General features: G+C 68.3%; 16 protein-coding genes. 5 read left to right on the top strand and 11 right to left on the bottom strand.

Annotated elements, in window-relative coordinates; genetic code table 11:
• Positions 1–95: 95 nt before the first annotated feature.
• Positions 96–632, bottom strand: coding sequence for a YbjN domain-containing protein (locus ABZ070_RS06980; RefSeq protein WP_356630772.1), 537 nt, complete (start codon positions 630–632; stop codon positions 96–98).
• A 150-nt stretch (positions 633–782) separates the two neighbouring features.
• Positions 783–3,374 (bottom strand): ATP-dependent chaperone ClpB, encoded by a 2,592-nt coding sequence (gene clpB / locus ABZ070_RS06985; protein WP_356630774.1) that lies wholly within the window; start codon positions 3,372–3,374, stop codon positions 783–785.
• Positions 3,375–3,505: 131 nt separating this feature from the next.
• On the opposite strand from clpB, the gene ABZ070_RS06990 reads away from it, so the two are divergent.
• The gene (locus tag ABZ070_RS06990) at positions 3,506–3,910 is read left to right on the top strand and encodes a TIGR03618 family F420-dependent PPOX class oxidoreductase (RefSeq protein WP_356630776.1); all 405 of its coding nucleotides are present in this window, start codon (positions 3,506–3,508) and stop codon (positions 3,908–3,910) included.
• A gap of 183 nt (positions 3,911–4,093) precedes the next feature.
• Here ABZ070_RS06990 and ABZ070_RS06995 read toward each other — a convergent pair whose 3' ends face one another.
• The gene (locus tag ABZ070_RS06995) at positions 4,094–4,411 is read right to left on the bottom strand and encodes a (2Fe-2S)-binding protein (RefSeq protein ID WP_100108277.1); all 318 of its coding nucleotides are present in this window, start codon (positions 4,409–4,411) and stop codon (positions 4,094–4,096) included.
• A gap of 292 nt (positions 4,412–4,703) precedes the next feature.
• On the opposite strand from ABZ070_RS06995, the gene ABZ070_RS07000 reads away from it, so the two are divergent.
• Complete coding sequence (locus ABZ070_RS07000) at positions 4,704–5,687, top strand: helix-turn-helix transcriptional regulator (RefSeq protein WP_356630779.1); 984 nt, start codon at positions 4,704–4,706, stop codon at positions 5,685–5,687.
• Positions 5,688–5,826: 139 nt separating this feature from the next.
• Here ABZ070_RS07000 and ABZ070_RS07005 read toward each other — a convergent pair whose 3' ends face one another.
• The 4 genes from ABZ070_RS07005 to ABZ070_RS07020 all read right to left on the bottom strand — a co-directional run bounded on the left by ABZ070_RS07005 (position 5,827) and on the right by ABZ070_RS07020 (position 10,496).
• Positions 5,827–6,801 (bottom strand): helix-turn-helix transcriptional regulator, encoded by a 975-nt coding sequence (locus ABZ070_RS07005; RefSeq protein WP_356630781.1) that lies wholly within the window; start codon positions 6,799–6,801, stop codon positions 5,827–5,829.
• 284 nt (positions 6,802–7,085) lie between these two features.
• Positions 7,086–9,326, bottom strand: coding sequence for an ABC transporter permease (locus ABZ070_RS07010; RefSeq protein ID WP_356630783.1), 2,241 nt, complete (start codon positions 9,324–9,326; stop codon positions 7,086–7,088).
• Positions 9,326–10,033, bottom strand: coding sequence for an ABC transporter ATP-binding protein (locus ABZ070_RS07015; RefSeq protein ID WP_356630785.1), 708 nt, complete (start codon positions 10,031–10,033; stop codon positions 9,326–9,328). The genes ABZ070_RS07010 and ABZ070_RS07015 overlap by 1 nt, the downstream gene beginning before the upstream one ends.
• A gap of 88 nt (positions 10,034–10,121) precedes the next feature.
• Complete coding sequence (locus tag ABZ070_RS07020) at positions 10,122–10,496, bottom strand: hypothetical protein (protein WP_356630787.1); 375 nt, start codon at positions 10,494–10,496, stop codon at positions 10,122–10,124.
• Between the two features lie 529 nt (positions 10,497–11,025).
• Here ABZ070_RS07020 and ABZ070_RS07025 point away from each other — a divergent pair.
• Both ABZ070_RS07025 and ABZ070_RS07030 read left to right on the top strand, forming a co-directional pair.
• On the top strand, positions 11,026–11,877 hold the full coding sequence (locus tag ABZ070_RS07025) for a LuxR C-terminal-related transcriptional regulator (RefSeq protein WP_356630789.1): 852 nt from the start codon (positions 11,026–11,028) through the stop codon (positions 11,875–11,877).
• Positions 11,874–12,878 carry a LuxR C-terminal-related transcriptional regulator gene (locus tag ABZ070_RS07030; protein WP_356630791.1) on the top strand — a complete coding sequence of 335 codons (1,005 nt, stop codon included), beginning with the start codon at positions 11,874–11,876 and terminating at the stop codon, positions 12,876–12,878. The genes ABZ070_RS07025 and ABZ070_RS07030 overlap by 4 nt, the downstream gene beginning before the upstream one ends.
• Before the next feature lie 76 nt (positions 12,879–12,954).
• Here ABZ070_RS07030 and ABZ070_RS07035 read toward each other — a convergent pair whose 3' ends face one another.
• The 4 genes from ABZ070_RS07035 to dnaK are packed head-to-tail and all read right to left on the bottom strand — an operon-like array spanning position 12,955 to position 17,127.
• A complete protein-coding gene (locus ABZ070_RS07035; protein WP_356630793.1) occupies positions 12,955–13,404 on the bottom strand; it encodes a helix-turn-helix domain-containing protein in 450 nt (149 codons plus the stop codon).
• 1 nt (position 13,405) lies between these two features.
• Positions 13,406–14,590 carry a molecular chaperone DnaJ gene (gene dnaJ / locus ABZ070_RS07040; protein WP_356630795.1) on the bottom strand — a complete coding sequence of 395 codons (1,185 nt, stop codon included), beginning with the start codon at positions 14,588–14,590 and terminating at the stop codon, positions 13,406–13,408.
• Between the two features lie 30 nt (positions 14,591–14,620).
• Positions 14,621–15,271: a nucleotide exchange factor GrpE gene (grpE, locus tag ABZ070_RS07045; RefSeq protein WP_356630797.1), complete on the bottom strand. Its 651-nt coding sequence runs from the start codon at positions 15,269–15,271 to the stop codon at positions 14,621–14,623.
• The gene (gene dnaK, locus ABZ070_RS07050) at positions 15,268–17,127 is read right to left on the bottom strand and encodes a molecular chaperone DnaK (protein WP_356630799.1); all 1,860 of its coding nucleotides are present in this window, start codon (positions 17,125–17,127) and stop codon (positions 15,268–15,270) included. The genes grpE and dnaK overlap by 4 nt, the downstream gene beginning before the upstream one ends.
• A gap of 224 nt (positions 17,128–17,351) precedes the next feature.
• Between dnaK and ABZ070_RS07055 the strand changes: the two genes are divergently transcribed.
• Positions 17,352–17,906, top strand: a complete 555-nt coding sequence (locus ABZ070_RS07055) for a sugar transferase (RefSeq protein WP_356630801.1) — start codon at positions 17,352–17,354, stop codon at positions 17,904–17,906.
• Positions 17,907–17,915: the final 9 nt, after the last annotated feature.

The raw sequence follows: 17,915 nt of genomic DNA on the forward strand, positions 1-17,915 counted from the left end.
CCCTGGCCCCCCCCCCCCCACCGCGCCGGCCGGGGGGGCCGCGGTCGTGAGGACCGCGGCCCGCCGGGCCTTGTCTCATGGGGACGCCCAGGGCCTCAGGCGTCGTCGGCGGGCTTCTCTTCCTCCTGGACGGCCAGGCCGAGCTGCTCCGCGAGCCACTTGTCGAACTCGATCGACGCGCGCACCCAGCTGACCGTCGACGACACGAAGTGCTCGAGGCTCACGCCCGTGCCGATCAGCATCTGCGCCTCGCCGATGAGACGGATCGTCGGCAGCTCGGCGCCCTCCTCCTCGTGGAGGTGGGTGTAGACCTTCGGCCACAGGGTCCTGCGGTTCCAGTCGTCGATCGCGTCGAGGATCCTGGCCTTCTCCGTGACGGCGTGCGGCCGGTCGTAGAAGGTCCGCACCGAGAAGACCTGCTGCTCGTCCTCGCCACGGAACATGAAGTACGTGCGGAAGTCCTCCCACGGCGCGGCGAGGTCGCCCTCGTCGTCGACGACGAACTTCAGCTCCATCTGCTCGAGAAGCTGCTTGACGAGATCCTGATCGGGAACGACGGGGCCCGCCGGTCCTGCGGCCTGAGGCTGGGGCTGGCCCCCGAAATTCGGAATCGAGGACGGATCGATGGTCACCGTGAATTTCCCTTCGTACGGATGCGGCCATCCTCTCCCATCCCCGGCGGGGGGTGGCAAGCCCCGCCGCCCGCGATCCGCTGCCGGCTGACAAAGATCCGGCCGCCGGAGCACAAAGGCGCCGGCGGCCGGGACGTCACACGAGCGCCGTCACTGCGCCGCGCCGACGATGAGGCCGTCCTCGAAACGGTCCACCCGTACGGTGTCGCCGTCCTTGACCTCGCCCGCGAGGATCTCCTTGGCGAGGCGGTCGCCGATCGCCGTCTGAATCAGCCGGCGCAGCGGGCGGGCGCCGTACGCGGGGTCGTTGCCCTCCTCGGCGAGCCAGGCCAGGGCCTCCGGCGTGACGTCCAGGGTCAGCCGGCGGTCCGCCAGCCGCTTGGCGAGCCGGCCGATCTGCAGCTCGGCGATGCGCGCCAGCTCGTCCTCGGCCAGGGCGGAGAAGACCACCAGGTCGTCGAGCCGGTTGAGGAACTCCGGCTTGAAGGACGCCCTCACCACGTCCAGGACCTGCTGCTTCTTCTGCTCCTCCTTGGTCGTCGGGTCCATCAGGTACTGGCTGCCGAGATTGGAGGTCAAAATCAGGATGGTGTTGCGGAAGTCCACCGTCCTGCCCTGCCCGTCGGTGAGCCGCCCGTCGTCGAGGACCTGGAGCAGGATGTCGAAGACCTCCGGATGAGCCTTCTCCACCTCGTCCAGCAGCACCACGCTGTACGGACGGCGGCGGACGGCCTCGGTGAGCTGGCCGCCCTCCTCGTAGCCGACGTAGCCGGGAGGCGCGCCGACCAGACGGGCGACGCTGTGCTTCTCGCCGTACTCCGACATGTCGATGCGGACCATGGCCCGCTCGTCGTCGAAGAGGAAGTCGGCCAGCGCCTTCGCCAGCTCGGTCTTGCCGACACCGGTCGGGCCGAGGAAGAGGAACGAGCCGGTGGGCCGGTCCGGGTCGGCGATCCCCGCCCGCGTCCTGCGCACGGCGTCGGAGACGGCCTGCACGGCCTCGCTCTGGCCGATCAGCCGCCGGCCCAGCTCCTGCTCCATGCGCAGCAGCTTCTGTGTCTCGCCCTCGAGGAGACGTCCGGCCGGGATGCCGGTCCAGGAGCCGACCACGTCCGCGATGTCGTCGGGGCCGACCTCCTCCTTGACCATGGTGTCCTTCGACGCCTCCTGCTCGGCCTCGGCCCGCGCGGCCTCCTCCAGCTCCCGCTCCAGGCCGGGGATCTCCCCGTACAGCAGCTTGGAGGCGGTGTCGAAGTCACCGTCGCGCTGGGCGCGTTCGGCCTGGCCGCGCAGGTCGTCGAGGCGCTCCTTGAGCTCACCGACGCGGTTCAGGCTCTCCTTCTCCTTCTCCCAGCGGGCAGTGAGGCCCCGCAGCTCCTCCTCCTTGTCGGCGAGGTCGCGGCGCAGCTTCTCCAGACGCTGCTTGGAGGCGGGGTCCGACTCGTTGTTGAGGGCGAGCTCCTCCATACGCAGCCGATCGACGGCGCGCTGCAGCTCGTCGATCTCGACGGGCGAGGAGTCGATCTCCATGCGCAGCCGGGACGCTGACTCGTCGACGAGGTCGATGGCCTTGTCCGGCAGGAAGCGGGAGGTGATGTACCGGTCGGAGAGGGTGGCGGCGGCGACGAGCGCGCTGTCGTTGATCTGCACCTTGTGGTGGGCCTCGTAACGGCCCTTGAGCCCGCGCAGGATCGCGATGGTGTCCTCGACGGTCGGCTCCGCGACGAGCACCTGCTGGAAGCGCCGTTCGAGAGCCGGGTCCTTCTCGATCCGCTCGCGGTACTCGTCGAGGGTGGTCGCGCCGACCATCCGCAGCTCGCCGCGGGCGAGCATCGGCTTCAGCATGTTGCCGGCGTCCATGGCGGAGTCGCCGCCGGCGCCTGCGCCGACGACGGTGTGCAGTTCGTCGATGAAGGTGATGATCTGGCCGTCGCTGTCCTTGATCTCGGACAGCACTGTCTTCAGCCGTTCCTCGAACTCGCCGCGGTATTTCGCGCCGGCGACCATGGCGCCGAGGTCGAGCGCGACGAGCCGCTTGTTGCGCAGCGACTCGGGGACGTCGCCCTTCACGATCCGCTGGGCGAGGCCCTCGACGACGGCGGTCTTGCCGACGCCGGGCTCGCCGATGAGCACCGGGTTGTTCTTCGTGCGTCGCGACAGCACCTGCACGACGCGGCGGATCTCCTGGTCCCGGCCGATGACCGGGTCGAGCTTGCCCTCGCGCGCAGCAGCGGTGAAGTCCGTACCGAACTTCTCCAGCGCCTTGTACTGACCCTCCGGGTCGGGTGTGGTCACCCGGCGCCCTCCCCTTGCCTTCTCGAACGCGTCCAGCAGCTTCTTCGCATCTGCGCCCTGCCGGTCCAGCACCTCGCCGACGGCGCCGCCCTTCGCGGCGATGCCGATGAGCAGGTGTTCCGTGGACAGGTAGTCGTCCCCGAGCTCCTTGGCGCGCTGCGCGGCGTCCGCGATGACGGCGAGCAGTTCGCGGTTGGGCTGGGGCGGGGCGACGGTGGAGCCGGTGACGCTGGGCAGCGACGCGAGGACGCGCTCGGCCCCGGACCGCACCGCCGCCTGGTCCGCTTCGACGGCGGCCAGCAGGTCGATGACGTTCTCGTTGTCCTGCCCCTCGAGCAGCGCCAGGAGCAGATGCGCCGGGGTCAGATCGGGGTGTCCGTCGGACACGGCCCGGCTGGTCGCGGCGTTGATCGCGTCCCGGCTCCTGTTGGTCAGCTCTGCGTCCACGTGCGCTCTCTCCTCCTCGCCGATGGAACTGTCACGTCCATACTGACTCCGACAACGTGCACAAAGTTGAGTCTATTCCACTCAGGGTGCCGCACGACAGGGCATCGGCCCACGGAGGTAGGTTCCGCCCCATGGCCATCGACCCTCGCAACCCCGACGCCTCGTACCTCAGCTTCTGGCGCGACCACCACATGTGCACGCTGACGACCCCGCGCCCGGACGGCACTCCGCACGTCGTGGCGGTAGGGGTGACGTACGACCCGCAGGGCGGCTTCGCCCGGGTGATCACCAACAAGCACAGCCGCAAGGTCGCGAACGTGCTGGCCGCCGGCCCGGAGGGGGCTCGGGTGGCGGTCTGCCAGGTCGACAAGGGCCGCTGGGCGACGCTGGAGGGCATCGCGACCATCCGCACGGAGGCGGAGGTGGTGGCGGACGCGGTGAGCCGCTACGCGGAGCGGTACGGACGCACCCCGAAGCCGAATCCGGACCGGGTGGTCATCGAGATCGCGCTGACCCGCGCGATGGGCCGGGCGTAGCGGGGGCGGGCGCAGGCGGGGCCGTTCGCACCCGGCCCGGGCGGCTACAGGCCGGGCCCGGTTCAGTCACGCCGCTGCCCGGATGTTTTCGGGCAGCACAACGGCGCCATCGTGTTTCAGGTCCACGATGGCGCCGCTGTGTGGGGGAAGCACCTGAGCGATTTGAAACGACGGGGGAATCGCTCAGGCACTGCGGGGGGTGGCGGTGGTGTCCGGCTCGGCCAGCTGGTGGTCACGCTGGTCGAGATTGACAAAAATCATGCCGTACCGAATGGCACAGCGGACGGGCTGCGGAGCCCCTCGGGGCCGGCGAAGACAGCGGTAGGCACGGACATCCTCGTCCTCCTCGCGCGCCACGACGATCGGCTCTCCGAACAGGGTGACCATCAACGAGTCGCCACGGTGCGGGATTGCCGTGACGAGGTCGATGAAGTGCCACCCGGAGCGGTAGGCCGTCGCCATCTCGCGCCGGAAGACCCTGTCGTCCGGAGGAATGGTCATGCGCCCGCGCCTGCAGGCGTGCTGTCCCACGAGAGATCGTCCTCGACGGCGACGACCGAGCGCGCAGGCTCGGAGTCCCACGAAGGTTCACCGCTGGTCGCAAAAAAGCTGAGACCTGCCGCCGCGACCGCAAGCGCGCAAAATATGCGAACCATCCTGTTCATGGAGAATCTCCACCCCATTCTGTCCAATACCCTCCCCCCGCGTCTAAGACGATGTCTCACACCGAACGCTTCTACCAGCGAGCACGGGCATCATGTTCCTGTAATTCAGGACCCTGAGGGGGTGTCAAATGACGTCGAAGCAGGATCATTTCGGACATAGCCATAGCGCTGGGGAACTATGCGAAGCGGGCAAAAAGCTCTATGCGGCAGCATTGCGTACCGGCCAACTGGCCCGGTCAGAGGCAGCGGACGCGCCCTGCCTGCTGGATCTCGCGCTGCTCAGGCCCGATCCCGACGACGCTCAGTGGCTGCGGCCCGTTCCCCCAGCACTGGCGCTCAATCAGCTGACGCACCCTCTCGAGCGGGAAATCCAGGAGCGTCGGCAACTTGCCCTCGCCATCGCGGACACTTTCGAGCCGTTCATGAGCATCACGGCACAGGACCTGTCGACCAGACACGCCATCACCGTGCTCGAGGGGCTCGGGCTCATCAACGCGACCCTTGACCGCGTCACCGCCGAGTGCACGGAGGAGCTGCTGACGGTCCAACCTGGCAGCGGACGCAAGCCCGATGCCCTGGCGCAGGGGCTGCGCAGGGCGGAACCGCTCATCAGGAATGGCGTGAAGATGCGCACCCTGTACCAGCACACGGCACGCCATCACCCCTCCATCCTGGCGTACGTGGAGCGTGTCGCTCCGTTCGGCGTGGAGGTGCGCACGCTCGAGGAGATCATCGAGCGCCTGATCATCATCGACCGCAGGGTGGCGCTCGTCCCCGCCCGCAGCGACCGGCAGGTCGCCCTCGAACTGCGCCACGAGGGACTGGTCCGCTATCTCGTCGGCGTCTTCGAGCAGTTCTGGCTCCACGCCACACCGTGGGAGGAGCAACTGTCGTATGCCCCCGAGTTGGACGGCATCACCAGCATTCAGCGCTCCATCGCCAAGCTGCTCGTCGAGGGCCACGTCGACGACTCCATCGCCCGCCGCCTCGGGATGAACGTGCGCACCTGCCGCGCCCACATCGCCAAACTGAACGCCACCCTGGGCAGCGGCAGCCGCGCCCAACTCGGCTACCTCATCGCGCAGTCGGGCATCCTGGACGACAAGGACTGACATACGTACTGCTCCGGCCCGTCATGGCGAGCCCTATTCACAACGCCGGGGAACAGGACCGGAAGCCCTCGCCATCTTGTTGCATCGCGTCGCCGCGCACAGATCCCCCGGCCATGCGCATCGCCTTGCCCGGCCATGGTCACCGTGGTTCCGACGCCACTTCGAGCATCCCAGACCGGGCAATGAGCACCCCGAGCTGCACGCGGTTTGCGCTGCCGAGCAGTTGGGCGAGGTGCGCGATGTGCTTTCGACACGTCCGCACACTGATTCCCAACCGCCGGGCTACTACCTCGTCCGTGTGCCCCTCCGCCAGCAGGCGGGATATCGCGAACTGACGCTCTGACACGCTGCCCAGAGAAGACGCCGGCGGTGTGGCTCCCAGCAGAGGCGAAGCCTGGTGCCACATCCGCTCGAAGACGGACACGAGGTACTTGACGAGCGCTGGGTGGCGCAGTTCCAAGGCGGCCGAAAGGCCGTCCTCACTCGCCGGGACGAAGGCCACCGCACGGTCCATGATGAACAGGCGCTGCGGCAGATCACTCAGGCTTCGCACCTCCAGCGCATCCCCGACCTGGTCGAGGAAACCCCTCAGTGCGGGACTGTGCACCGAAGCCCGCCCATAGAGGGTACGCATGCGCACCCCGTTGTCCCGGAGCCGTAGGTGCTTGGGCAGTGCGGCATCGAGGATCGACTCGCTGCGTGCACCCGGCTGTACGCACAGAAGCTCCGTGCGGCAAGCGTCGAGCGCCCTGTCGAGAGCAGCGTTGATACGGGGGAGCCCCTCCAACACCGTCATCCCGCCGACCGACCCGGCCGAGGCGTCGCCCTCGCGATAGCCAAAGCCTTCCAGCATCTGCGCGACCCTCGCCTGTCTCTCTCGCGAAGCGTGGATCTCCGCCTCGATGTCACGCAGCGCCACGTGCAGCGCAACCGACGGCAGTGTGGGAACCAGCCACTCCCTGTCGTCCGGGTCCGGGTGCAACAGCCCCAGGTCGATCAAGCACGGCGCCTGGGCCACCTCTCCGCGCCGCACACGACCACGCCGCAGCGCCTGCCCATAGCCCGATGAACCCGCCTCGCAAAGCTCGACAAGATCATGTGTGTGATGCGTCATCCCCGATCCCCCGCACCGGCTTACTCCCGCCACTGGCTCCAACCAGCGGTCCTACGAGGCCGGTTGAGGCCTATTCATACTTGAGCCGAATTCAGCCGCGGCCGTATGAGGGTGGTTTATGGCCACCGCCCGCATGAAGGCGGTAGCTCACCCCGATCCGGCCGCGGCGCAGTCGACTTCTCTCGGAAGCGGCGCAAACATCACGGATATTTGTTGCGCTGCACGAAGCGGAGCCGTCAGATGACGGCTGACCCGCCCCCTGTGGGCCGCCAGCGCCGCCAGGGTCAGTCACCGCGCGGACGCCAGGCGCGGGCCTGTCGGACAGCGACGGTGGACGCCCATAGCCACATCAGGACGCTGACGATCAGGACGATCCCCGACGCAGACCACAGCAGTTCGCGCGTGATGTAAGACTCTCCGTTCGCATTGACCGGGGCTGCAAGGCCTGCCGCGACCACGCTCCCGACAAGACCTGCGATGGCCAGTGGGGTGAGGACGGACCACGCCGCGCTGGTACGGAAGACGCGCAGGCCACCAGTGAGGACGGACAGGGGAGCGAGCGCACGTCCGTGGCGCAGGAATTCCGCCATGGCGCTGAGGCCGGCGGTCACAGCAAGCACGGTGATGCCGGTCACCCCGAGGAGAGTGCTCCAACGCCCCTGGTCCCGGTTGGGGATTCCGGCGGTCACCTGCTCCTCGCCCGGAGCACGCACTTGTGCGCCACGGGGGAACACCTCGTAGGACAGTCTCTTTACGGCGGCGGTGGAGAGGTCGCTTCCGTCACGACGCAGGATGACGAGGGGGAAGTCCGCTTCTGGGGCCGCGGCGCGCCGTGCGAGGTCGTGGGTGTCGGTGCGGTGGATGTCCAGGATCATCTCGTCATGCGGGGTCCATCGGATCAGTTCCTGCAGCCGGGGGTCCTCGGGTGTCTCGGTGATACGGCTTGTACCGGCGGGACAGGGAAGGCGCAGGGCGGCGAGGCCGGGGCAGTCGGCGTACAGGGCCATGGGGCTGTCGGGGCCGTCGGCCGGTGGGTCGAGAAGGACGGCTTCGGTGTCCGGCAGGCGGTCCAGGAAAGCGGTCATGTCCGCGGTGGTCACGTCGTCTCTGGCGCCGACGACGAGGGCGCTACGGCCTATGCGGTCGAGGGTGTGCTGTGCTTCGGCGCTCTGTGAACCGAACAGGCCCTGCCATGCGACCGCCTGCATGAGGATGATGAGGGCCACCGTGACACCGGTGACCAGCCGGGCGGTGGCGCCGGGGTGGGTGTGGGTGCGGCGTCCTGCCACAAGGGTGCCGGGCAGACCGTGTGCTTGCCCCCGGCGGGTGAGAACGCGTCCGCCGGCTGCGGTGGCGGTCGCGACGGCGGCGGGCAGGGTGAGGGTCGTACCGGCGATACCTGCCCATCCGATGAGGATGCGCGCAGCGGAGCCCTGCCCAGCGAAGTCGGGACCGTACATCGCGATGAGGAACATGACGGGGAACAGTGCGGCGATGCGGGGAAGCCAGACGGAGGGGGCCCCGCTGTGGGGACGCGTTCCGTTGGCGCTCCGGCGTGGTGCGAGGTCTGCGGTGACAACTGCCGCGAGGACAGCCAGGAGCGCTATGACGGGAGTGAGGGTGATCTGCCGACCGTGTTCGCGTAGGTACGCGGACGAGAGGATGTAGTCGGTGTAGGGGATGTGGGTGTTGTGCAGCAGGGTTGCGGTGACGGCCGCGGCACCAAGGAGCGCGCCAGCGAGCACCGGGAGGCCTGCTTCCCCGAGGGCGATGAGCGCTCGGTCCCTGCGCTGTCCGCCGAGTGCGGCGACCAGGGCGGTCCTGCGGTCGCGAGCGTGGGCGCCGGTGCGTGCGGCAACGAGGAGAAGGACAAGGCCCGGCAGGAGGAGCATGCCGGCCACAGCGGCCTGGAACATCCATTCCGCTTTGTCGTCCTGTCGTCCCGAGCCGGGTTCCAGGCCGGGCATGATCTGGCCGTCGGCAGGACCGAATCCGGTGATGAGCTCGCTCGGCCGCTCGGCACTGAGGCCGTCGCGCGGGCGGACGTAGGCGAGCCATTCGGTCGGCTCGTCCAGGCCGGATGCCTGGATCGTTCCGGCCAGCTTGCCGTAGCGGTGGTCGATGTCCTCTGCCGCACCCGCATTCCTCAGGGCCGGGGACAGCACTGCCTCACCGGGAGCAGGCCAGCGCTCCACTCCGGGCGGCAGCGGCGCGTTGCCCTGGTGCGGGGCCAGATACACGACGCTGAAGCGTCGTTCGCCGTCGAGCGAGTCGGCTCCCACAAGCCACACGGTGGAACCGAGGGAGCCTTCGCGTTCTGCGACGACAGGGGTCCTGGCGATGCGGTGCTGTTCCTTGCCCGTGTACACAGCGTGGACCGCGACGAGACTGCCCATGGCGAGGGTGAGGACCAGGGTGGCGAGGAGGAGGGCGACGAAGCGGGCACCGCCGGCCTCGGCTTTCCGGCCCGCAGTACGTCCGACGGCGAGGAGCTGACGTACCAGTCCTCTCGTGCTGGCGGCCATCAGTGCGCCTCTCGCGTGGCGACCGGTGCGAGGACTCCCGCGGTGAGGTGGAGGGCACGGTCCGCGCGGGCCGCGATGCCCGAATCGTGGGTGACGACGAGCAGTCCGCACGAGTACTGCCGCGGCAGGGCGAACAGCATGTCGGCGGTCTTGTCCCGGGTTTCGCTGTCCAAGGCGCCGGTCGGCTCATCGGCCAGCAGGACGGCCGGCTCGTTGATCAGAGCGCGTGCCACGGCCGTACGCTGCCGCTCTCCGCCGGAGAGTTCCTGGCTGGTCGCCGCTTGTGGCACGCCGAGTTCGTCGAGCAGGCGTTGTGCACGCTCGCGCACGTCACGCCCGCTGCGTCTGGCGAGGAGGGCGGCGAGGACGACATTGTCCAGCGGGCTGAGTTCCGGGAGAAGTTCACCGAACTGGAAGACCATACCGATCGACTCGGCACGTAATTGGGCGAGTTGGGATGCGCGGAGGCGGGTGGTCTCGGCGCCGGTGATGGTGACCGTTCCCATGTCCGGAGTGATCAGGCCCAGCGCGCAGGACAGGAGTGTGCTCTTCCCGGATCCGGACGGCCCGGTCACGGCGATCGACTCGCCCTCCCGCAAGGACAGCTGGAGACCGTCGAAGAGTGTTCGTCCGCCGATCCGATGCCTGAGCCCGGTGATCTCCAGTACCGTCCGCGTGTCTGCGGCGGTGCCCTCTGCTGTCTGCATGGGTACTCGTCCTCCCTGGGATGTAGGTGTCCGGGAACGCAGAAAATGCGGTGGGGCGTTCTAGACCGCCCCACCGCATCACAGTCGCTTAGTGTTCGTCGCCGGGGCGGTCGTCAGCGCCACAACTGTCCGGGCTGAGCTGGATGTTGACGCAGGCGGTCACCTTGCGGACGTAGTTGTTCTCGTTCATGCCGCTGTAGACCGTGGAGCCGTTGCCCCTGGAGTTGTCGAGGCGCAGACCAGTGTTGTCCCGACGGTCGTACAGGGTGTAGACGGAGTGCCTGTCTGCCGCAGTGTCGCTGATGGCGACCTGGCCGTTGGTGCCGTGGCTCCGGGCCTTCGCACCGTAGACCGACGAGTCCAGGTTTTCCCCCGCGCCGGCGAATGCCTGTCCGGCTCCGGAAAGTGCGAGTACGGCTGCGCCGCCTATCAGGATCCTGGATGCAGTTCTGCCGATGGACATAAGTCCTCCCCTGTTGTTGATGCAGTACTGGAAATGCGGAGACGGAGGAGCCTTGTTCTCTCACCGTCACGGCGCCGTAGGCTCCCATCCTGTCCCCGGCTGCCGCGTCATCGACTCTCTCGCAGCGGCGGCACGTCCAACACCGTCATGTTGTTGCACTGCACAAAGCGGAGCCCTGCACGCACCCTCTTCTATCGGCCGTTGAATTCAAGCCAGTGGAGACACTTCCTACTGGTGCAAGAGTGCCGACGATCCGGCACGCCTCCTGATTGCTGCAGCCCAGCCCCATGGGCGTGGAGTTACCAAGACTCAACCGGTCCAACATTCCTACGTGGCTAGGATTTGACCGACATCAACTTGATGCAGTTCAGAAAATCGGGGGGATTACATGGGGCGGGCTCCGACCAATCCAGCACACACGCACAGCCACCGACACCTCTGCGAACCCGGCCTCCGCCTCTACGGCGAGGCTTTACGCAAGGGCCGCATCACACATGCAGACCTCGCCGCCGCTCCCTGCCTCATCGAGATGGCGCTCCTCCACCCTGACCCGCACGACCCGGCGGTTGTGCGCCCGGTAGCTCCCGCCGCAGTTCTCGGTCGCCTTCTGGAGCCCATTGCAGAGAAGATCGGCAAACGGGCAGGGTTTGCCGCTCAGCTGGCCGACTTATTTGGTCAGTTGGACGCGATTCCGGCCACGGCGGCAGACCGTGCCGTCACTCTCATCGTCGGCAAGCCGCAGATCGACGCGGTACTCGGTGACACCCTGCAGACAGCCAGGGAAGAGGTCCTGACGGTGCAGCCGGGCAGCACCAGGAATCCGGAGATCATGCAGCAGAGTCTGCGTCGCTCTTTGACCCTGATCGGACAGGGTGTCCGGCTCCGGCACCTGTACCAGCATCCGGCGCGCTACAACCGTGCCATGAGGGAATACGTTGGCCAACTACCCCCAGGCGGGCTGGAGGTGCGTACCGTCGAGGCGACGATCGAGCGGACGATCATTCTCGACCGCACTGTCGCCTTCGTACCCGCGGCTGCCGGGCGGGAAGCGGCTCTCGAGATCCGCGACCCGAATCTGGTCGCCTGTCTCGTCCAGGTCTACGAGACGCTGTGGGCCTACGCGATACCGATCACGGAGCAGCTGAAGGCGGCGCCTGCCGACATACCGGTTACCGCCGTCCAGCGGAGCATCGCCCGGCTTCTCGCCGAGGGCCATACCGACGACGCCGTCTCCCGGCGTCTGGGCATCAACGTACGAACATGCCGCGCACACATCTCCCGGCTTATGCAGACGATCGGGGCGACCAATCGCACCCAGCTTGGTGCTCGCCTCGTGCAGTCGGGAATCGCCCAGCCCTCCATGGCGGCGGAGAACGCATGAGGTCAGACATGGACAACGGCCATTCGCACACACACGAAGCACACGAGCTCTGCGAAGCCGGAGCTTTGCTCTACACCGAGGCACTACGGCAGGGCCGCATCGCACGTGAAGACGTCGCCCCGGCCCCCTGCCTCATCGACATGGCACTGCTCCACTCCGACCCGCATGACCCCTCCGTCCTGTCCCCCGCACCACCCTCCGGGGCCCTCGCCAGGCTCCTGCGACCCGTCGCCCGCGACCTCCACGACCTCGCACGGACCGCAGCGGAACTCACCTCGGCTCTGGAACCCCTGATCTCCGTCTCGAATGAAGATCCCGGCCTCGCCCTCACCGTCCTCGACGGCGACCGGAAGATCGGTACGGCCATTGCGGATGCGGTCGGCGCCGCAGACGACGAAATCCTGACCGTGGAACCCTGCGTCACCCTGCCAGGCAAGTGGCCAAGCAGTTTCCTCGACCACGCCGAGCCCATCAGACAAGGCACGGCATGCCGCCTCATCCGCCAACTGGCGCCGGACGGCACCCCGAACATCGAGAGGAGCCTGCACCAGCTGCCCGACGGTCGCATGCGGATCCGTACGGTGGATCGAACCGTCGAAGCGCTGCTGATCGTCGACCGTACGGTGGTCTTCGTCCCGGTCCCACCACAGCGGGACAGGGCACTGGAAATCCGGCACCCCGCGCTGATCCAGTACTTCACCCAGTTCTACGAAGTGCTGTGGGCACTGGCCACACCCTGCACCGAAAGCGTGCCTACCACTCCGTCCGACGCTCCCGTGACCGATGTGCAGCAACGCATCGGGCAGTTGCTCGCCGCAGGCCATTCCGACGAGATCGTCGCCCGTCGTATCGGCGTCAGTGTGCGGACCTGTCGCTCGCACATCTCCCGACTGATGCAGGCGCTCGGCGCTTCGAGCCGCACCCACCTCGGTGCACTGCTCGCCCAGTCGGGCATCGTCGACGTGGGCGACCGTGCGGTCCCGCCCGCCCAGGGCACGTGATCGCCGCATGCAACAGGGCCGGAGAGCTGCCCGCTCTCCGGCCCCTCGCTCGCCGCACTCGGCGACAACCGCCGCCCTACTCCGGGCGCTTGGGCCGCCAGACGACCAGCGCGCTCGCCTGCTGCACGTCCTGGTACGGCACGAGGTCGCGCCGGTACGAGGCGTGCACCTGGGCCTCGCGCTGCTGCATCGCGACCGCGGCGCCCTCGACGGCCGCCGACAGCTCGGCGACCCGCTGCTGGAGCGCGGCGACCTGGTTCTCCAGCTCGATGATGCGCTTGATGCCGGCGAGGTTGATGCCCTCGTCCTGCGACAACTGCTGGACCGTACGCAGCAGTTCGATGTCACGGGCCGAGTAGCGCCGGCCCCGGCCAGGCGTGCGGTCGGGGGAGACGAGACCGAGGCGGTCGTACTGCCGCAGGGTCTGCGGGTGCAGGCCCGACAGCTGCGCGGCGACCGAGATGACGTACACCGGTGACTCGTCGGTCAGTTCGTAAGGGTTGCGACTGCGCCCCGACCGGTCCATATCAAGCTCCCTTCGCGGCCTGGAACAACTCCGCCCGCGGATCCTCGCCCGCGGTGGCTTCGCGGTAGGCCTCCAGCGCTTCCTTCGCCTTGTCGCCGAGCTCCTGGGGGACAGCTACCTCGACGGTGACCAGCAGGTCGCCTCGGGAGCCGTCCTTGCGGACCGCGCCCTTGCCGCGGGCACGCATCGTGCGGCCGCCCGGTGTGCCGGCCGGCAGCTTCAGCGTGACCGGGGGCCCACCGAGCGTCGGCACCTTCACCTCGCCGCCGAGCGCCGCCTCCGTGAAGGAGACCGGCACGGTGACGGTGAGGTTGTCGCCCTTGCGTCCGAAGACGGGGTGGGCGTCGACATGCACGACGACATACAGATCGCCCGCAGGACCGCCGCGCTCACCGGGGGCACCCTTGCCGCGCAGCCGGATGCGCTGCCCGTCCGAGACACCCGCGGGAATGCGGACCTGCATGGTGCGCGAGGACCGGGCCCGCCCGCTGCCCTTGCAGACCTCGCACGGGTCCTGGGCGATCAGGCCGCGGCCCTTGCAGTCCACGCACGGGTCGGTCAGCGAGAAGGAGCCGCTGCCGCCGCGCGAGACCTGGCCGGTGCCGACACAGGTCGGGCACACGCGGGGCGTGCCGTTCTTGTCGCCGGTGCCCGAACAGGCCTTGCACGCGGCCGAGCTGGACATCCTCAGCGGGACCGTCGCCCCGTCGACCGCCTCGGTGAAGCTGAGCGTCACCTCGGACTCGATGTCCTGGCCGCGGCGCGGCTGCGTGCGCGTGCCCGCGCCGGCACCCCGGTTGAACAGGCCGCCGAACACGTCGCCCAGCCCGCCGCCGAAGCCGCCCGCGCCACCCTGGCTCTGGCCCTGGGCGCCTCCGAAGAGGTCGCCCAGGTCGAAGTTGAAGGTGCCGCCGGGTCCGCCGGCGCCCGGTGCACGGAAGCCGCCGTTGCCGAACAGCGCGCGGGCGTCGTCGTACTCCTTGCGCCGCTTGGGGTCGCCGAGGACATCGGCGGCCTCGGAGATCTCCTTGAAGCGCTCCTCGGCCTGGGCGTCACCCTTGTTGGCGTCCGGGTGGAACTCGCGGGCGAGTTTCCGGTACGCCTTCTTGATCTCGGCCTCTGTGGCGTCCTTGGGGACGCCGAGAACCTTGTAGTAGTCCTTCTCGACGAAGTCCTTCGTGCTCATCGACGTCCCTCCTTCCGGACGTTTCCTGCGTCAGCCCTCTTCGGGGCCACCGCTCTCCTCGTCAGCCGGCTTCTCTTCCTTCTGCGCTGCCGGGGCCGCGCCCGGCTGGGGCTCGGCCACCGCGACCCGCGCGGGGCGGATCGTGCGCTCGCCGATGCGGTACCCCGGCTGGAGCACCGCGACGCACGTGGTCTCCGTGACATCCGGCGCGTACGAGTGCATCAGGGCCTCGTGGACGGTCGGGTCGAAGGGCTCGCCCTCCTTGCCGAACTGCTGCAGGCCCATCTTGGCGGCGGCCGTCTCGAGAGACTCGGCCACCGACTTGAACCCGCCCACCACTTCCCCGTGCTCCCGGGCGCGGCCGATGTCGTCGAGCACGGGCAGCAGTTCGGTCAGCAGAGTCGCCGTGGCGATCTCCTTGACCGTGACCCTGTCGCGCTCCACGCGGCGGCGGTAGTTCTGGTACTCGGCCTGGAGCCGCTGGAGATCCGCCGTGCGCTCGTTGAGAGCCGTACGGACCTGGTCCAGCTGCGCCGTCAGACCGGCGATCTTTGCTGCGTCCCCTGCCGGGGCCGCCGGGCCCTCCTGCTCGGAGGTCTCGGCGGACTCGGCGGCGTCGTCAGGTGTGGCGCCGGAGGGGACGTCGGGCTTCTCCTCGAAGCCCGGGGTCTCCTCCGTCACGCGGCACCGTCCTTCTTGGGCTTGTCCTCGTCGACGATCTCGGCGTCGACGACGTCGTCGTCGGCCTGAGCACCGGCCTGGCCCTCCGCACCGGCGTCGGCGCCGGCGGCGGCACCCTCGGGCGCGGCGTTGGCGTACATCGCCTGGCCGAGCTTCTGGCTGACCGCGGCGACCTTCTCCGTGGCGGTGCGGATCTCCGCGGTGTCCTCGCCCTTGAGCTTTTCCTTCAGCTCGGTGAGGGCGGTCTCGACCTCGGTCTTGACGTCACCGGGGACCTTTTCCTCGTTGTCCTTGAGGAACTTCTCGGTCTGGTAGACGAGCTGCTCGCCCTGGTTGCGGCTTTCGGCGGCCTCGCGGCGGGCGTGGTCCTCCTCCGCGTACTTCTCGGCCTCTTCGCGCATCCGGTTGACCTCGTCCTTCGGCAGCGAGGAGCCGCCGGTGACGGTCATCTTCTGCTCCTTGCCCGTGCCGAGGTCCTTCGCGGTCACGTGCATGATGCCGTTGGCGTCGATGTCGAAGGCGACCTCGATCTGCGGGACCCCGCGGGGGGCCGGCGGCAGACCGGTCAGCTCGAACATCCCGAGCTTCTTGTTGTACGCCGCGATCTCGCGCTCGCCCTGGTAGACCTGGATCTGCACGGACGGCTGGTTGTCCTCGGCCGTGGTGAAGATCTCGGACCGCTTGGTCGGGATCGTGGTGTTGCGCTCGATGAGCTTGGTCATGATGCCGCCCTTGGTCTCGATACCGAGGGACAGCGGGGTCACGTCGAGGAGCAGGACGTCCTTGACCTCACCCTTGAGGACACCGGCCTGCAGGGCGGCGCCGATGGCGACGACCTCGTCCGGGTTGACGCCCTTGTTGGCGTCCTTGCCTCCGGTGAGCTCCTTGACGAGCTCGGCGACGGCGGGCATACGGGTCGAGCCGCCGACGAGGACCACGTGGTCGATCTCGGACAGCGCGATGCCGGCGTCCTTGATCACGTTGTGGAACGGGGTCTTGCAGCGCTCGAGCAGGTCGGAGGTCAGCTGCTGGAACTGGGCGCGCGTGAGCTTCTCGTCCAAGTGCAGCGGGCCCTCGGCCGACGCCGTGATGTACGGGAGGTTGATCGTCGTCTCGGTGGAGGACGACAGCTCGATCTTCGCCTTCTCCGCGGCCTCGCGCAGGCGCTGCAGAGCCATCTTGTCCTTGGCCAGGTCGACGCCGTGACCGGACTGGAACTGCTTCACCAGGTAGTCGACGACGCGCTGGTCCCAGTCGTCACCACCGAGGTGGTTGTCACCGTTGGTGGCCTTCACCTCGACGACGCCGTCGCCGATCTCGAGCAGGGACACGTCGAAGGTGCCGCCACCGAGGTCGAAGACGAGGATCGTCTGGTCGTCCTTGTCCAGGCCGTACGCCAGGGCCGCCGCGGTCGGCTCGTTGACGATGCGCAGCACGTTCAGACCGGCGATCTCGCCGGCCTCCTTGGTGGCCTGACGCTCGGAGTCGTTGAAGTACGCCGGGACGGTGATCACCGCGTCGGTGACCTTCTCGCCCAGGTAGGACTCCGCGTCGCGCTTCAGCTTCTGCAGGATGAACGCGCTCATCTGCTGCGGGTTGAAGTTCTTCCCGTCGAGCTCGATCTTCCAGTCCGTGCCCATGTGGCGCTTGACGGACCGGATGGTCCTGTCGACGTTGGTGACCGCCTGACGCTTGGCCACCTCGCCGACCAGCACCTCACCGTTCTTCGCGAAGGCGACGACGGACGGCGTGGTCCTGGCACCCTCGGCGTTGGTGATGACGGTGGGCTCGCCGCCCTCCAGAACGCTGACGACGGAGTTAGTCGTGCCCAGGTCGATGCCGACCGCACGTGCCATTTCGATTCCTCCAGCTGACTTGAGTGGAACTGGCTCAAGGATGCATCACCCGTTCCGTGGAGTCAACAGACGTGAGTCGGGGACACTCAACTTTTATCCCGCCCTTACGTGCAGACCTGCCACCCACGCGCGTGGCGCGCCCTTCTTGAACGCACACATCTGGGAAAGTCATATCCGAAAAAAGCGATCAAGAACTGTCATTCGTGACGAGAGGGGCGTGCCCCGTGCCGGCAAAAAGAGCCGTCGATGTGACGGGCGCCCTGATCCTTCTTCTGCTGCTGTCGCCGGCCCTGCTGGCCGCCGCGGCCGCCGTCGCGGCCACTTCCGCGGGCCCGGTGCTGCAGCGGGCGGACCGGGTGGGCCGCGGTGGCCGCGCCTTCACGATGTTCACGTTCCGCACGAAGCGCGCGGGCACGGTCACAGCGGTGGGCCACGTACTGCACCGTCACTTCCTGGACCGGCTCCCCCAGCTGTTCAACGTCCTGCGCGGGGACATGTCACTGGTGGGCCCGCTGCCGCTGGCCGCGCGCGAGGCGGACGCGAAGGGCCCCGGCACCGGCCGCGCCAGGCTCGCCGTACGGCCCGGGATCACCGGCCTGTGGCAGGTCAGCGCACGCTCGGACCTCCCCTGGGAGGAAATGACGGTGCTCGACCTGCATTATGTGGAGCAGCACTGGCTGGGACTCGACCTGTTGATCCTGGCCCGTACCGTCCCCGCCGTGGTGGCAGGACGGCGTCCGACAGAGGTCATGCAGACGGCCCCGGTCAGGGTTGCCTGAGCGACACAG

Origin of the sequence: Streptomyces sp. NPDC006283, from assembly GCF_040613325.1 — a bacterium.
GTDB lineage: Bacteria > Actinomycetota > Actinomycetes > Streptomycetales > Streptomycetaceae > Streptomyces.

Bases quoted from the DNA above. Each gene is read 5' to 3' on its own strand.
- dnaJ (WP_356630795.1), bottom strand. From the start codon at position 14,590: ATGAGCACGAAGGACTTCGTCGAGAAGGACTACTACAAGGTTCTCGGC.
- dnaK (WP_356630799.1), bottom strand. From the start codon at position 17,127: ATGGCACGTGCGGTCGGCATCGACCTGGGCACGACTAACTCCGTCGTC.
- ABZ070_RS07025 (WP_356630789.1), top strand. From the start codon at position 11,026: ATGGCGCTCCTCCACCCTGACCCGCACGACCCGGCGGTTGTGCGCCCG.
- ABZ070_RS07000 (WP_356630779.1), top strand. From the start codon at position 4,704: ATGACGTCGAAGCAGGATCATTTCGGACATAGCCATAGCGCTGGGGAA.
- ABZ070_RS06995 (WP_100108277.1), bottom strand. From the start codon at position 4,411: ATGACCATTCCTCCGGACGACAGGGTCTTCCGGCGCGAGATGGCGACG.
- ABZ070_RS07015 (WP_356630785.1), bottom strand. From the start codon at position 10,033: ATGCAGACAGCAGAGGGCACCGCCGCAGACACGCGGACGGTACTGGAG.
- ABZ070_RS06990 (WP_356630776.1), top strand. From the start codon at position 3,506: ATGGCCATCGACCCTCGCAACCCCGACGCCTCGTACCTCAGCTTCTGG.
- ABZ070_RS07005 (WP_356630781.1), bottom strand. From the start codon at position 6,801: ATGACGCATCACACACATGATCTTGTCGAGCTTTGCGAGGCGGGTTCA.
- ABZ070_RS07030 (WP_356630791.1), top strand. From the start codon at position 11,874: ATGAGGTCAGACATGGACAACGGCCATTCGCACACACACGAAGCACAC.
- ABZ070_RS07020 (WP_356630787.1), bottom strand. From the start codon at position 10,496: ATGTCCATCGGCAGAACTGCATCCAGGATCCTGATAGGCGGCGCAGCC.
- ABZ070_RS07010 (WP_356630783.1), bottom strand. From the start codon at position 9,326: ATGGCCGCCAGCACGAGAGGACTGGTACGTCAGCTCCTCGCCGTCGGA.
- ABZ070_RS07035 (WP_356630793.1), bottom strand. From the start codon at position 13,404: ATGGACCGGTCGGGGCGCAGTCGCAACCCTTACGAACTGACCGACGAG.